The organism is Dysgonomonas mossii DSM 22836, assembly GCF_000213575.1.
GTDB lineage: Bacteria > Bacteroidota > Bacteroidia > Bacteroidales > Dysgonomonadaceae > Dysgonomonas > Dysgonomonas mossii.
In genome coordinates, this window is the sequence record NZ_GL892008.1 from 192,993 (window position 1) to 209,270 (window position 16,278).

The 16,278-nt window shown below is 38.2% G+C and carries 9 protein-coding genes; 1 reads left to right on the top strand and 8 read right to left on the bottom strand.

Annotated elements, in window-relative coordinates; translation table 11 throughout:
• Positions 1–194: 194 nt before the first annotated feature.
• On the bottom strand, positions 195–3,026 hold the full coding sequence (locus HMPREF9456_RS12550) for a triple tyrosine motif-containing protein (RefSeq protein WP_006843912.1): 2,832 nt from the start codon (positions 3,024–3,026) through the stop codon (positions 195–197).
• A 339-nt stretch (positions 3,027–3,365) separates the two neighbouring features.
• On the opposite strand from HMPREF9456_RS12550, the gene HMPREF9456_RS12555 reads away from it, so the two are divergent.
• On the top strand, positions 3,366–3,923 hold the full coding sequence (locus tag HMPREF9456_RS12555; RefSeq protein WP_006843913.1) for a hypothetical protein: 558 nt from the start codon (positions 3,366–3,368) through the stop codon (positions 3,921–3,923).
• A 118-nt stretch (positions 3,924–4,041) separates the two neighbouring features.
• Here the strand turns inward: HMPREF9456_RS12555 and HMPREF9456_RS12560 are convergent, their stop codons facing one another.
• The 7 genes from HMPREF9456_RS12560 to HMPREF9456_RS12590 all read right to left on the bottom strand — a co-directional run bounded on the left by HMPREF9456_RS12560 (position 4,042) and on the right by HMPREF9456_RS12590 (position 16,223).
• Complete coding sequence (locus HMPREF9456_RS12560; protein ID WP_006843914.1) at positions 4,042–6,303, bottom strand: GH92 family glycosyl hydrolase; 2,262 nt, start codon at positions 6,301–6,303, stop codon at positions 4,042–4,044.
• Between the two features lie 256 nt (positions 6,304–6,559).
• On the bottom strand, positions 6,560–7,552 hold the full coding sequence (locus HMPREF9456_RS12565; RefSeq protein ID WP_006843915.1) for a hypothetical protein: 993 nt from the start codon (positions 7,550–7,552) through the stop codon (positions 6,560–6,562).
• Positions 7,553–7,587: 35 nt separating this feature from the next.
• Positions 7,588–9,009, bottom strand: coding sequence for a BT_3987 domain-containing protein (locus tag HMPREF9456_RS12570; protein ID WP_006843916.1), 1,422 nt, complete (start codon positions 9,007–9,009; stop codon positions 7,588–7,590).
• 29 nt (positions 9,010–9,038) lie between these two features.
• Positions 9,039–10,184, bottom strand: coding sequence for a DUF1735 and LamG domain-containing protein (locus HMPREF9456_RS12575; protein WP_245531021.1), 1,146 nt, complete (start codon positions 10,182–10,184; stop codon positions 9,039–9,041).
• A gap of 14 nt (positions 10,185–10,198) precedes the next feature.
• Positions 10,199–11,236, bottom strand: coding sequence for a glycoside hydrolase family 18 (locus HMPREF9456_RS12580; RefSeq protein ID WP_006843918.1), 1,038 nt, complete (start codon positions 11,234–11,236; stop codon positions 10,199–10,201).
• A gap of 22 nt (positions 11,237–11,258) precedes the next feature.
• Positions 11,259–12,887: a SusD/RagB family nutrient-binding outer membrane lipoprotein gene (locus tag HMPREF9456_RS12585; RefSeq protein ID WP_006843919.1), complete on the bottom strand. Its 1,629-nt coding sequence runs from the start codon at positions 12,885–12,887 to the stop codon at positions 11,259–11,261.
• 12 nt (positions 12,888–12,899) lie between these two features.
• Entirely contained in the window at positions 12,900–16,223 is a 3,324-nt protein-coding gene (locus HMPREF9456_RS12590; protein ID WP_006843920.1) for a SusC/RagA family TonB-linked outer membrane protein, read from the bottom strand.
• Positions 16,224–16,278 lie beyond the last annotated feature (55 nt).

Genomic DNA, 16,278 nt, shown 5'->3' on the forward strand with positions numbered 1-16,278 from the left:
AGCCAACCGGCTATAGAGTGAGGTGACTCTTTCCATGATATTTAGATTTATGTCAAATTTAGAGCACACAGACAAGATCATGCAAAAGGAAGGTTCACATCAAATACGCACACACTCTATTTAACATACATTAACAATGCACATTTTCCACTCTCACAAATTTAAAAATCTGTATTATAGAATATTAATTAAAATTAATCGAGATTTAAAATAAAATCATTTAGATTCTGTGTAGACCTGAGGTTAAGTTTCTTCCTTAATCTATAACGATTGTTTTCGACCGATCTCGTCGACAAATTCATAAGAGAGGCAATGTCTTTTGTCTCGAGATTTAGCTTCAAACATGCGCAAAGCTTAAGATCGTTGGGGGTGAGTTCGGGATAAAGAATTTTCAATTTCTTGAAGAAATTGGTATGCTTTTGTTCAAACTTTATCAATAAAACTTTCCAGTCGTTATCATTCTCCAGATTATTGTTTAAGATAGGCAATACCTTCTGATACAAAAGCTTCAAGGTCTTATTATCGCTTGAAAGACAGAACTCATCAATCACGTCTTTTATAGATAGTATAATCTCATTTTTCTGAATGGTAAATGATGTCTGATCAAAGATTTCTGCATCTTTTTTCTCTATTTCGCTTTGCAATTCCTGATTTATGGTTTGCAATCTTTCGGCTTCTCTCTGTCTTATTTTTTGCAGGTGTTTATTCTTATATCTCCTTAGGATGATAACCCATACGATATATGCAACAAACATAATAAGTAATATATAGATGAGGTAAGCCCACAAAGATAAATACCAAGGAGATAATACAACAAACTGAGATGTCGTAATCTCGGATGTATAACCAATATTGTCTGTAGTACGAAGCATGAATGTATATTTTCCGGCAGATAAACGGTCATAAGTGACTTTATCTATCTTCTGAGGTTTCGACCATTCGTTATCTATTCCTACCAGCTTGTACTGGAATAAGAGATTCCGGCTTAATACCTGATCGGATATAAAGCTAAATGTAACTGAGTTATATCCGTAAGGAACTTCAGCCAATGTTGCCGGATCTCGAAAATCGTACTTTCCTTTCGTTGACTTTATCTCTAGGGTTTCCAGATATGGCCTGTCCTGAACCGACTTATATTTCTTTGCGGGAATTCTGTCATTATAGAGCAAGAAGCCATTATCTAAACAAATGAAGTTTATTGAATCATTCAAAATCGAAATATTCTCGTATCCTTCTACTAACGACAGTTTGTGTAAACCTACGTTATATCTTTCCTCTATTTTGGCTTCACTCCCATCGTAACTGAATTTGAAAAGGCTTTTATCCGTTATAGCCCAAAATGAATTATCTTTGATATGAATAATTTTCTTTATTTTATTAATAGACTTAAAGCAGTTGTTCAGCTTCTCATTTGGCTTGATTGTATTATCAATTTCGTCATACGTCAGAAAATTATTATCACCAAACAAGATTATACGCCCTCCTACTTTAAACATCGATAATTTGTGAGGAAGATTTTCTTGCGTATTGTCTCCATAATAACTCCAGCTCTTTACACCCATCACATCCTCATTGAATAGATATCTGTAAGTCCCTTTGTATGGATGCTGAACCCATATATTTCCCAGATGATCGAGTTCGCTCTTGAAGACAGGTCCTCGGCTCTCGTCTATATCATATACCTTATTTGCTCCTTTGTGAACTATCTTTAGGTGATTGTAGGTCGATACAGCCAATATTTGAGCTTTATTTACCGTATATTCTTTTATATCATAGATGCCGGACATTATAAAGGGCAGGTAAGGATATGACTTATCATCCTCGATAATCATCGCACCACGATTGTGGCAACATATCAGCTTATTGTCTATAACACGCAAGCTCCATACTTGCCCCTGAGTTCCGTTTACCAATCTAAGGTTTTCTAAAGAGTTTACTGATCGCAGTTTGCCCTGAGGCATGTAAAACAAACCCTGATTAGTTCCTATATAAAGTTTATTTTTCCAATAAAAAGCGTCATATACAGCCCCTATATTTCCATTCGGATCAGTATAATAGCTCATATTGTCGAGATACTGTATGTATGCAATACCTCTATCTAATCCCGCCCAGAAATTTCCGTTTTTATCTTCGCGCAACGATAGTACTGTATTGTTGTTAAGCTCTGTGGCTGTAGAAAAATGATTTAAGATATTGCCGTTTTCGTCAACTTCATATATACCATTAAGAATAGAACCAAAAAAATATGTACCTCGTGAAGTGAGTAATCCACAATTAAGTTCATTTAGCTTCAACGCTGATGAGATAGGAGTATTCCAAGGGGAGATTTTCGCTCCATCGTAAATATAAAGTCCGTTAGTTGCAGTACAGATCAAATATTGATCTTTTTTGTAGGGTAAAATCGTTCTGACATCCTTTCCCTTAAAAAACTCTCCATCGTTTATTTTTGTAAGCTTATCGTCTATCAATCGGAACAATTCACCTTGCATTTCTTGTACCCAGAACTGCCCGCGTACCTTCAACAAAAAAAGAATATTCTTATTTATCTTTATTTGCTTAACAGTTTTATAATCATATATGAAAATGGAATTAAAAGATTGAAAGTACACCTTATTATCATTAAACCATATCTTCCAGAAATCATTTTCCTGCGTCGATTTCTGATCGACCAAAGATTTTAATGACGTATATTTCAATTGCCCGGAAATGTCCCTTTTCCAAAGGCCAAACTCTTCATAACCGCCGGTAAATATTGTTTGATGATCGAGTACTGCCACACTCCTTACCACAGACCTGTTGGCCATCTCAAAGAGCTTCCACTCTACTCCATTAAATTGCAGCAACCCGATATCATTTCCAAAATAGGTACACCCTCTTTCATCCTGATCTATAGACCAGTTTTTGTTTGCTGCACCGTATGTGTTTCTATCAAAGTTTACAATATATGGATTATTTGCTTTTGCAAAAGAAGAAGATAAACAGAGTAATAGGATACATAATAAATAACTAGCATAACTCTTTTTCATGTGATATCTTGTGTTACATATTTGTCTATATTACTACTTCTACGAACTTGTACAAAAATAGTAACATAATTTCAAATAAATAAGATGATATGCAACCTAAACTTTTGGGATACAGAATTTACTGTAGTTAAAAGCCTTTTATGAGGTAAACAGTAGAGATTGTACTCATTTTTCAATTACTCACTTCTCAAGGCTTATCGTGAAGTTGTAACTATATTGTTTATCTGTAAATCAATACTTCATTAATGGACTTATCCTCCACGAAAACACCCAAATAGTTTGAATTCTTTTTCAATAACAAAAAATATAATATCTTAGAACCTGATTAATAAGATATAGATGAATATAGATAAAATAACGGAAGATAGGCTTTTTCAGAACAATACAAAAGAAGAAATAACTCGCTGGTGCCCGCAATTGCAGTTTTTCCATTACATGCGTTCGCGTGGAGGGCACAATTGTGAAGGTGATTCCTTCTGTGTTTACTTCAAATATGGGAGTAGAGAAGACTTAATAGTTAAGCTTTCGAAGATAGGAGTAGCTTTAAAAACATTACCGGAAGGCGCAATTGCCTTTGATCCATTAGAATCGTATTCTATCGATGATCTGGACAAACTTAGAATCGTAATACCACACTTCTGCGATTTAGAACAGCCTCAATACGCAGAAATATACGGATACAAAGTTCATGTATGGGTAATGAACAACCGTTTTGAAATCTCGGTATCAGCAAATAAAGACGGACAAACATATAAAGTTTCAGAAGAAGACTTCGAGGTATGTCTTGCTCTTGAAGTAGAGTTTGATAAGCTGGGTTGGAAATCAATTTTAGACGAAGATATTAAAAATCAAACTCATTGCATATCGAAAGAGAAACACCCTGAATTATTCCAATAAACTACTGATATTTAAAATAATAACTTAATTGTTTAAGACTAGAAGAACGTAAGACTAAAAATCGAATGTGATATATGTAGTCTTAGGTTCTTCTAGTCTATTTTAGTTAACTTAAAAGTTATTCAAACCATACAGCAGGTTTTGAACCCATTTCTAATACCAGTTTTCCTCCGCTTGATATATCCGAAAAATGAATATATGGTAGTTTATATGGCTTTCCATTAAGTTTGAGAGACTGGATGTATTTATTTTCAGAAGAGTTGTTATGCGCAATAATGCTAAACGTTTTATCCTTTCCGACATTTAATATAGCCTCATCAACTATTGGTGATCCAAAATAATAACGACCACCGGCAGGCTCGACCTGATAAAATCCGAGAGCCGATAAGATATACCATGCAGACATCTGGCCGACATCTTCATTTCCGGACAATCCATCCGGTTGACTATGATAAAGTTCGGCAAGCACTCGTCTTACTAAATCTGCGGTCTTCCAGGGTTGCCCTGTCATTGTATATATATAAAGCACATGATGACTAGGTTCATTCCCATGAGCATATTGTCCTATAAGGCCTGTAATATCAGGGGAGGCCCCTTCTCCCATGTCACCTTCGACTATAAATAACGAGTCGAGTTTTTGATGAAAATTCTCTCGTGAGCCAAACAGTGAACTAAGGCCTTCTATGTCGTGAGGCACCAACCATGTATATTGCCATGCGTTACCTTCGGTATAATCATCTTCCCTGTGTGTAGAATGAATGGGATTGAATGAGGCACGTCGTTTCCCATCAGAAGACAATCCTCGTAAAAAATGACTTTGTGTATCAAAATAATACCGATAAGCCTTACTTCTATTGTTGAAATACTGATAATCTACTTTCTTGTCATTCTTTTGCGCCACCTGAGCCAATGCCCAGTCTGCCAGTGCATATTCGAGACAAGTTGCAACAGATTCATTATATTTATCAAAGGGGATATAGCTATACTTTTTATATAAGTCCATTCCTCGCTCATCTTTCATATTCGACACCTTCATTGCGTCGTATGCCAGATCGTAATCAAACCCTGTAAAACCCTTTAACATAGCATCTGCTACAACGGGAATCGCCGGGTTACCAACCATACAGTTTGTTTCGCACCCCATCAGGTGCCATACAGGAAGCTTACCTTGTTGCTGATATATAGTAAGCATGGTATTTATTATATCAGGCACTTTTTCGGGATGAATTATTGTCATCAATGGATGTGCTGCACGGTATGTATCCCACAACGAGAAGGTAGTATAATTAGTAAACCCGTCATTTGTGTGAGAGCGGCCATCAGCACCTCTATAATCTCCATTCACATCATTGAAGACCGATGGGGCAATCATTGTATGATAAAGCCCTGTATAAAATATCTTTTTTACATTTTCGTCTTCAGTTTTTATTTTTATCTTCGACAATTCCTTATTCCAAATATTTTGTGCATTCTGTTTTATTTGATCGAAATCCCATTCAGGAAGCTCAGCCTTCATGTTCAGCATTGCGTTCTCGATGCTAACAGGTGACAAAGCCACTTTTACATAAATAGCCTCTGAACTTATGTTTCCATAAAAAGCCTCTCCATATACTTGCGTAGAGGTAAACGATTTGCCTTCTTTAGGTACATTCTTATCATATATTTGGAACTTATTGAAAGGGCGAGAAAATTCGACAACAAAATATATCCGCTGATCGTCCGCCCAGCCTTTCGAATAGCGGTATCCGGCAATAGTATTATTATTTAATACTGTTAGGTTTCCCTCTACCGGAGTATCCCAGCATGTGCCGTTTTCCAAGTCTATAACAATACGAGCATCATTTGCATTTCCTTCAAAAGTATATTTATGGAATCCAACCCTCTGGGTTGCAGTCAGTTCTACCTTAACGCTATAACGATCGAGGAATGTGGAATAATAACCGGGAGCAAAGCGTTCATTAGCATGGCTAAAGTAAGACCACATTCCCGTATCATAGCTATCGTGCGTACCTCGATTATGGTTTACAGCACCTGTTGTAGGCATCAGTACAATATCACTCAGGTCTCCTATACCCGTTCCACTCAGATGCAAATGACTGAATCCTATAACCGTTGTATCGGATATATGATAACCTGATGTCCAATCCCATGTTTGAGGAATACTCGTCGGCCCCAGTTGTACCAATCCGAAAGGGACATTTGCCCCCATAAAAACATGGCCGTGCCCACCAGTTCCAATACGCTGATCAACATATTGTGTAAAATCGTTTTCTTCAACATGCTGATCCTTGTTTTTACAGGAAGAGGTAAGCACAGCCAAACCAAACAATATATAGCTTAATACCACAAGTTTATTTATTTGAATATGAATTTTTCTCATCTCTCGATTTAATTTTTTATCTCAAATTAAGTTATCTATTCGATCACAAATAGACTCCGAATGGTTTTATGTTAATTAATAGTAATCTTCTATTTAATTCAATTATCAATCTTACTTATATCTTCTAACAATGCCCCTCAGCCCATAGTGGTGCATAGAAGTTTAGTTCGAAGTGCAAAATAAAGCCGCACAGACAAAGGTTATCCGCCTTTGCCTGTGCGGCTGTCAGTTATTTATAATACTTTAAGATTGCCTTTTATATAGGTGAACAAAAGTATCCTGTATATAATTTCTCTTGTTCGTCATTTATGTATGAAAATACGCCCCAGATATTGACTCCATCATTTTTGATAATCTTCATCGTGACAGGAGTAAGAACAGAACCATCTCTATAATAGTAATAGTCAAACACAGCATCCTCTTTGGTTCCAACATCCTTATTCCCTTTGAATTCCAATTTATACCAATAATAGGAATAGTAGTCCCAACCATACCGTTGCTTACCTTCTCCGGTTACTTCATTTAGATATGTATAGTATGAAGAGTCAGTTTTCGATCCATTATAGAAATAACGTCGAGTACCGTCAAGCATAATAGTTTCTAATTCTGCATTCGTAAAAGGATCCATAGATGCTTTTACCGTAACTGCAATCTCTTCTGATAATCCGGTACAGTCCTTTACTGTAACGATAGCTGTAAATTCGGCTTTCTTAGAAATAGCAGTCATACTAATAATTCCTTCTTCATTCACACTAACCCCTACTGCAGAGTTATTTGATGTAGCTTCGTATCCACCATTACCCAATACTACACTCGCTGTAAGAGTTCCAGAGTTACCTAATACGGTAACCAAGTCGAATGTTTTATGACTCAACTCAAGCTTATCTGTGGTGTATACACTAACGGGTACTTTACGATAGCGGTTATACTTATCAGAAACTATCAATGAGGTTTGTCCATTAGCAACTCCTTCTACTTTCAACACTCCATCTACAGTTTCAGCTTTAGCGATATTTGCATTCAAGATAAATGCGTCGTATTCCCCTCCACCTTCTTTTACATCCACAGTCACTTTATTTTCAGCACCTACTTTTACTCTAATGGATTCCTGTCCAAGTATAAAATTCGGAACTTCAGTTTCGGTTCCCGGATCTGTGATTTCATTGTCGTCATCGCTACATCCTGTAAACACTATGGGCAAGAATATAGCGACTACCAAAATCTGTATTATTTTATTTATGGTTTTCATAATTCATTTTACATTTAAATGATTAGTACGCATTCCTATCTCCAGTCTTTCGAATACTTAATACCATCAAATACCAACTCGTCGTTATAGAATGCTCTTGCCATTCTTTGCATTGCAGTTAGCTGTGATGATTTGAAGTTGGAACGGTTAGGATCCATCGCAAAGATCATATGTGACAAATATCCGTTGTCGCGCATTTTTTTCAGGTTATTCTCACTTGCTATACGCCCTTGAGCAAATTCTTGAGAATACAGCCCCATATTCGCTTTTGGCATTCCAGGAAAGTAAGAGGATAAATCAGAAGACCCACCATAATCATGTAATGCATAATCAACAAATTCCCCTGAATTCATACCATCAATAGAAGGCAAACCGTATGTTGTACTGTAGCAATAGGCAACTACCCATCGTTCCGGTTGTATCTTTTTCACCTCGTAGCACAATCTTGCTGCCGGCTCCTTGCCGGGATATACAAAGCCGGGAGTTATGTTACTATATTCGTATTTTGAATATTCATCATCTACAAAAATCCCATCCAATTGGTAAGCATCACACATTGCTTTTACTTCTTTGGCAAACTCCTGTGCTGTTTCTTTACTCATATTAGCCACTCCTGATCGGTCGTGATTTCCCAAAAGCCCCAATATAATCTTTATACCTCTATCTTGTAATGGTTTCAGATATTTCTCCCGATTATCAAGAATGGCTTTTACATTTTCGTTATTGAAAATATATACCCGTCCGGTTTCTTCGTTATAGTTGATGTTAGCAGAAAAAAGAATTAAAGCATCTACTAAGGGTTTACCGCTACCGGCCAAAGTAAAGCTAAGATTATTCAAAGGATTGGTGTCGTTGATTTCCATACAGCTGAATACTTTAACACCTGGAGCTCCATCAACGTATTTTGTACAGTCAGGAAGCCCTGTCAGATCTTTTATGAATATCATCCGGGTTTGATCGGCTTCAGCCAGTTTAAAGTCTCCTGAAGTTACTTTCATACGCAATGGAATAACATAGCTTTTCTTGGGAGAAAGATCCCCTTCAGATGTGTATGATACTTTCATATCAGCCGATTGCTCGGAACCTTTATTCAATTTGATTATTCCTCCATCTGCGAATGTCACTTTTGCCTGCGGAAATGCGTCGTAGGCAGTACCGTAAGTATTATTATATTCGGCAAGTACGGTTTCATCATAACTTACTGTCACTGTTCCTTCTGAAGCAAGTTTTGCTGTCGTCTTTAGTTGTAGGTACATATCACCTGCATCGCGGAATTCTACATTCGAGAACATTCGCTTCCCCTTGCTGTCACTAATGTAGCCCATTACAGAACCATCTCCCGTAGAATATTTGTTTTCGTCCAAAGTTCCTACATTAATATCCTCGGAGCAGGCTGTAAGCATAATACCTGCTATTATAAAGGCTGCAATCCTATATTTAGATTTTAAATATTTCATAGTTTCTTTTCTTAAAAGTTATAAGACTGTTATTTGGGTAACGAGACAGGTATCCATGTAATTGTTTTGTTTGCAACTATAGTATTACCATTACCTGTGTGGTCGGCTATTACCTGTCCACTTCCTTCGTTAAACTTCCAGTATGCTGCCAATCCCGGACTTTTAGGTGCTACTACATAAAAATGATCTTTCCCTTGGATCTCTTCTGCTGTGAGCACACGGTTCCAAACACGACATTCGGATATAGTGCCTTCGATATAACGATTGTCATCGTATGATTTGCCTACATAGAAGCTGGAAGTAGCCCAGTTGACACTGTTACGATAATTTGTTGTTTTAGTATCTCCTTTTTTAACGCCATTGATGTAAACATTCACAGCACCGTCGGCAGAGTTGTAAGTTGCAGCAAGATGCACCCATGCGTTAGTCGGTATCTGCCAGGCTGCATCTGTGAGATTTCCATTGGAAGTAGCTAGCTGAAGTTGATTGTCAGGAACACCGGCATCACCAATACGAAATAGGAAGTTACCTTCGATACCCATTACTGTACTAATAAGCTTGCCGAATTTATTTACATACAACAATGCTTCTATGGATACCTCTTTCATATCATTCAACGTAGAAGTTCCCGGATTCTGTAGCGAAAGATAGTTTTCCGTAATATCAGCTACTGTATTAATCAGGGCAGCACCTTTAATTACAAAGTAAGTATTACGAGCACTTCTTAGAAATTCAATATTTGAATTAGCCACGGTTATAGGCAATACGTAAACTAGATCGCGATCTAAGCCGGAAAGATTTTTGAAATTTATTTCCACATCATTACCTTTCACTGTGCCGGCTGCAATTGTAGATACAGCATCCGTAAGTTCATAATATTCATTGGGAAGAATAATAGCATTGCCTTCATATGTCATATTATATTGGCTTACTAAAGATGCATCGACTTTATAGGTCACGATAATATCAGACGCTTCGGGTTTGGCAACAGATGTCTGAATAGTTCTACTTTCTGTTTCATTAGTTCCCATCAATAGTATAGAGCCGACTTTCTCTGAAGTAGTGAAAGCTTTATTGTCATAATTTTCCGCATCGTCTCCGCAGGATGTCAATGTTCCAACAGCCAAGAACGTTACAAAAAATGAAAGTATTAAATTATTGAATTTGTTTTTCATAATCATTTCTTCTTTTATTTGACGGATGGATTAACACTCGAAATAATTTTTCTTAGATAGTAATAATCCTTTACAGTAGTATGATAATCGGTAGAAGCATTGTAAACTCCCACGGCATTTACTTTTATTTCGCCATGTACAACGGGAGCCCAATCGGCAAGACCTTCCATCGTCACTGTACCGTTGGCGAAATATCCAATACTCTTGTTGGGATCATTCAGGTTAATAGCCATTACCACCATTCCGAAACGATCTTTCGGAATATTATCTATGTTGGCAAGGAGTAAAGTATAAGTTAATTCATCCTTCGCTTTTGCTGTTTTTCCTGAAATAAGAATAGATAAACAATCATCAAGCAACGAGGTATCTATGAGATTTTGAGGCTTTCCCTCGTATGTTATTATTTTCTCCGGATTGCGTTTCTTCCAATCTCTCATAATATTAATGAAAGCTGTTTCATTTTCGATATATTGATTCAACTCATTGGGACGCATATGGAGTCGTGATTTCCCGGCATAACCGATACAAATACCGTCGTAGTTGTACTTTTGTACTAGACTAAGTGAATACTCCAAAGAGTCGGTCAAAAAGTCCAGAAAATCCAATGCAACAGGTTCATCTTCGGTGGCCATCTCAAGTTTGGCATTAAATGCGGCTTTGATTGCCTCAAAGTCTATTGTGTAAATAACCTTCGTTGCCTTCTCGCTACGCACTTTGCTTATATCTTCCAACTCCCAATCAGCAAGCTTGTCCGGATGTATCAGTCCTATTATGTCTACGCTGTCGGGAAGATCGGTGATGTGATGCGCTCTAGAGAAAGGATTTTTTTCGCTATTGTCAACCCATGCATATACCAAAACGTGATTTGATTTTTTATATTCGTGCAAGTTTTCCAGATATTTAGCATAAAGCTCCGGATTATCTTTTGATATATCCGCCTTGTCGAGATCAATGGTTTCTACCTCTTTCCAATCATCGCAAGACACCATCAGTATGACTGCCAGCAAGCAAAAGAGCGTTAGAGAAATATTATTTTTATTATATTTTTTCATAGTTATTCTTCATTAAAACGGATTATTTACCAGGTTTGCAATCCCACCAAACACGTGTAGCCATTGAATCTCCTTTTTTGTTGCTCGATTCCTTGATCAGTAAATTCACTGCTACTGCTACGTTTTCCCCGTTCTCACGATATTCATTGGTCGGATAAGTCAGACGAGCTATCCCCTCAGTATCATTGACGACTCCTCCGCTCAGGTTGGCTGCCATCGGCATTAACTTAGGATATCCGGTACGGCGGTATTCGGACCAAGCTTCCATACAATTAGGAAATATAGCGATCCACTTTTGAGTAATTATTTGCTCTAATTTTGTCTCAAAATCGAAAGACTCATTCCATGCAACAGTCACATCAGATACAATAGATCCCGAATAATCATAGATTTGCCCGGATTTTCTGGCTAGCGGATCCTTATAGGCTGTTACTTTTCCGGTAGCATTGGCAATATAAGCATCAACTCCTGTTGCATTTCGTTCAGCAAATGACATGCGGATACCTTCCTCGTAAAGGGCTTGAGCAGTACCTCCCATGTTCCATCCGCGAAGAGCACCTTCTGCCCGTAAGAATGTAGCTTCAGAAGCCGGAAAAACGAGAATATCATCTTCAGTGGTTACATTCATGCAAGAATAACCATGAGACCAAGAGTTAAATTCTCCCTGCCTGATTCCACGGCGTAAGCCAACATAATCTTCCGCATCAGTATAACCTCCGTTAGAAGTGGCCGCAAAGGTTGATTTGTTATAATATATCGGACGGCGAGGGTCGTTAAACCCATTCATATAACAGACCAAATCGGCTGAAATACGAGCATCAGACCAGTTAGGCATGAAGCGTTCCCATGGGTTATGATCTGCTACTTTACGGAAAGCTCCGTCAGTAGATGCTGTCATTACACCCATTTGAGAATTTACAGCTTCTTCCGCTTTTGTTTTTGCCAACGTTTCATCGGCATATACTATACGCATAGCCATACGAAGTTTAAGTGAATTCGCAAACTTTGCCCACGAGGCAATATTACCGCTAAAGATGCGATCTGCTCCCGCATTGAATTTTTGGGTGGATAGTTTAGTGAGAACTTCGATGATATTATCCAGATCTTCAAACATTCTCATATATACGTCTTTTTGCGAATCGTAAGGAGACTTAATCGCATTATCAACACCCACTTTTGTGTAAGGTATCGGTCCGTAAGTGTCAGTTACACGAAGCATGACAGCAATACGATACAGTTCAGCCAGTGAAAGAAAAAGTTCATCTTTGCTCTGGTTTACCAATTGGAAGTAATCCGGATAAAACTTTTCATAGAAGTCGCCAAAAGGAACTCTTGACCAGTTTTCGGATGGATTATAAGTAGCAAAACGCCCCGACCAACCGGTTCCTAGGTTAGAGTCAGCTATATATCCAGAAAACCCACCCGGCATTAAACAATCTACATACTGAGAGAAATTTTCGTTTTCGGGCATCATCACATCCTGCATATTTAACACAAGGGCTCTGACTAAATACCCATCTGCCATCATATCATCAGCATCCGGTTCGTAAGGATTTTTATTGTAATCTTCGAAGTTCGATGTACAAGCGGCCACTCCAAAAAGAATTGCGCCGATCGCGATAAACTTTGCTATAGTTTTATGTAATTCCATACTATCTGAGTTTTAGAATTTAAGTTTTACATTGAAGCCTATGCTGCGCAAGCTTGGCATCATAAAATAGTCAACACCTTGATAGTAATTACCTGTAGTGGCAACAGCCTCAGGGTCGAAAGGAGCCTTGCAGTAAAACATAAAGAGGTTACGTCCTACCAGTGAAAGAGTGACGTCTGCAATATTATTAATCTTTGATCGAGGGATCGTATAGCTAAAAGAAGCTTCCTGTAAACGTATATTTGTTGCACTATAAGTATAGAACAAAGGGATACCACTGTCGGCTCCAATTGCTGTATACCATTGCTGTGCATCGAGCATATCGTTGCCGTTGATAACGACGCCCCCGTTGTCGCGGGCATTTCCTGTTGCTTCAGATACGCCATAAGAGTCGAGAACAGCCTGTGTTGCTGAATAAACGACGCCGCCAAAGCGTGCTGAAACAAGGAAGCTTAATTCGTAATTCCCAAACAGGAAGTCATTCCTCCATGCCATGTTTGATTTTGGAAATACTGACCCCAGATAGATACCCTCAGTCAAATCGTTGACCTTTACAGCTCCACTTGCATCTACATAAATATTATTGTTTGAATCGCGCAGCAAGTCGGCCATAGAATATAAGTCTCCTAACGAGCCTCCTTTCTTTAAAATGAATCGGGCTTTTGATAAACCGCCTACATTCATCTCTTCTTTTGTGATTTTTTCTCCGGTCAACGGATGTATGTATCCATCTATCAGATTATTAATCTTGTTTTTGTTGGCACTAAAAGTATAGTTAGAACTCCACGTAAATTTATTCCATGTGTTTTTGTAGCCAAGAGATAGTTCTATACCATGATTGCTCACATCGCCTGTTTGCGCATAAAATGTGCTATAACCACCTGTAGGAGATAAATTAGCATTCATCGTCTGGTTATAGGTTTTTGTATTATAGTATGAAACATCCAGGTTGAAATTCTTAAAGAAGTACGTGGTAAGACCTATTTCCCATGAGTTAGTCCGTTCCGGTTTCAGGTTATACAACGGGTAAGCTGACTGCGAAGTAAAGCCTCCTTTAGAGTCATCCCACGAGAAAGTAGGACTAGCTAGAAAACGACTAAACGGAAGACCTACAGATGCCCACGAACTGCGTAATTTCAGAAAGGATATATCTTGAGGCAAGGTTAAAAGTTCAGAAAAAATAACTGAGCCTCCTATAGACGGATAAAAAAACGATTTCGTTGCAGAACGAGGACCGGCAAGTTGCGAAGGCCAATCGTTACGCCCTGTGAGCGTCAGGTAATAGGAATTTTTATAGCCCACTTCGGCTGAAGCAAAAACGGATTGGGTTTGTTCACGGTAGCCATTTTCCCTCCTTTTAGTTGTCGCTTTATCCAATTGGGCGATAGTGAAATAATTAGCAAGCCCATCTGCGGGTATAGGTCCCGAAACAGAGAGAGCATCAGACCGATTATCTGAGTAAGAAGCTCCAATGTTGGACGTTAATGACCAGTCTTCGCCAAAGTATTTATTAATATTCATCAGAATATCTGCATATGTTTGCTTGTCTCCCGTATTGGCTACTCCGTAGTAACCGTTTTGTGAGCCTTCGGCAATAACAGGTTCGGTACTGGCATAGTATTTCTGTTTATAAGTATTCGTAGAGTTATCTACTCGAACTCTTCCTGAAACATTCAGCCAGCTTAGAATATCGTAAGACAATGCGGTGCTGAGCATGTAGCGGTCTTTATCGTTTTCGCGTAAATTGCGGTAATTGATCCAATATGGGTTTTGTAAACGAAACGACCCTCCGCCTTGTGGCCAGTACTGAGTGTATAAGTTACGTGTAGGATCGAAACGTTCGAACATCTTATATTCTTCCCAGTCATTTCCTCGCGGGAACAAATAAGCAGACGCGATCGGATTGGCATATACTCCCTGATTCACCATATTATGGTCTTTTTGTATAACATACTGCAGACCTACATCAAGTTTCATTTTATCATCTAAGAAAGATGTTGTATTACGGAAGGTGAAATTGTAACGGTTGTATTTATTATTAGGTACTATCCCCCGTGAATTTAAAGCAGCAACAGACAGGTAAGTTTGATTTTTCTGAGATCCGGTCGACAGCGTAACTGTTTCGGTTCCGATAAGGCCTGTTTGGAAATAATCATCTTTTGGGTTGTATCCGTAATAATTGCCGGCATTAAGACGCGAACCCCAACTAGCCTCTGTCCCAGATGTTCCGTACCTATCCTGGAACTTATGCATGACAAAAGGATTCAGCATCTCAGTGTTACTTGAAACAGTAACTGTAGTACGTCCTACATGTCCTTTTTTTGTTGTAATAAGAATAGCTCCATTTGAAGCGTTGCTACCGTAAAGAGCGGCTGCGGCGGCACCTGACAGAACAGACATCGATTCAATGTCTTCGGGATTGATATCGGCGATAGCTTCACTAGATCCTTGCGATTGAAATTCTTCGCTTCCTCCTGTCGCACTGAGATTGTACATCGGAATACCATCTATTACATAAAGAGCGTTACTCGATTGCTCAATTCCTCTAGAACCTCGCATCACGACTTTACTGGCTCCACCAATCCCCGAAGAGGATGCATTGATATTCAAACCTGCAACTTTACCAGTCAGAGAGTTGATAAAATTGGAACTTTTCACACTGAGAGCAGACTCGGCATCTATCTGTGTTACGTTGTAACTCAATGCCTTTTCGGAACGTTTGATGCCCAAGGCTGTGACGACTACAGCATCCAAAACATTATCCTTTTCCTTGAGTGTAATGCTAAACTGTGTTTTATTCCCGACCGGTATTATACTAGATTCATAACCTACACAAGAAACTTGCAGAGATGTATTCTTAGAGATTGAAGCCTTTAAGGAGAAAGCTCCATCTATGTCTGTCAAAGTTCCATTTGTGGTACCTTCTATTGCGACAGAGGCTCCGATAACGATTTCTCCATTCTGGTCATATACAATCCCCGACAGTGTTTCAACTTTACTGACAGAGTCAACTTGCTTAAAAAGAAGAATATTAGAATTACTTATTTTATAAGTAATGTCCGTTCCTTTTACCATTTGTGCCAACACGTCACTGAGAGGTTTGTTTTGTGCGTTAACACTTACATTTTGCTTAATATTTACTTCTTTATCTGATATAAAGAGGTACTTGGTTTGTTTTTCGATTTCATTCATTACACTTTCCATCGAGACATTTTGCATATTTATAGTCACACGGATACTTTGTGCAAGAATAGGTTGATTATTGATCAGAAAAAAACAAATGGCTAACATCGTGGTAAAGAACCATTTTTTTTGCTGAATACTTTTTTTATCCATAACTTTGTGAAATAAGAATCATTAGTAGTTAGAACTTTAAAGTTAATTAACTGCG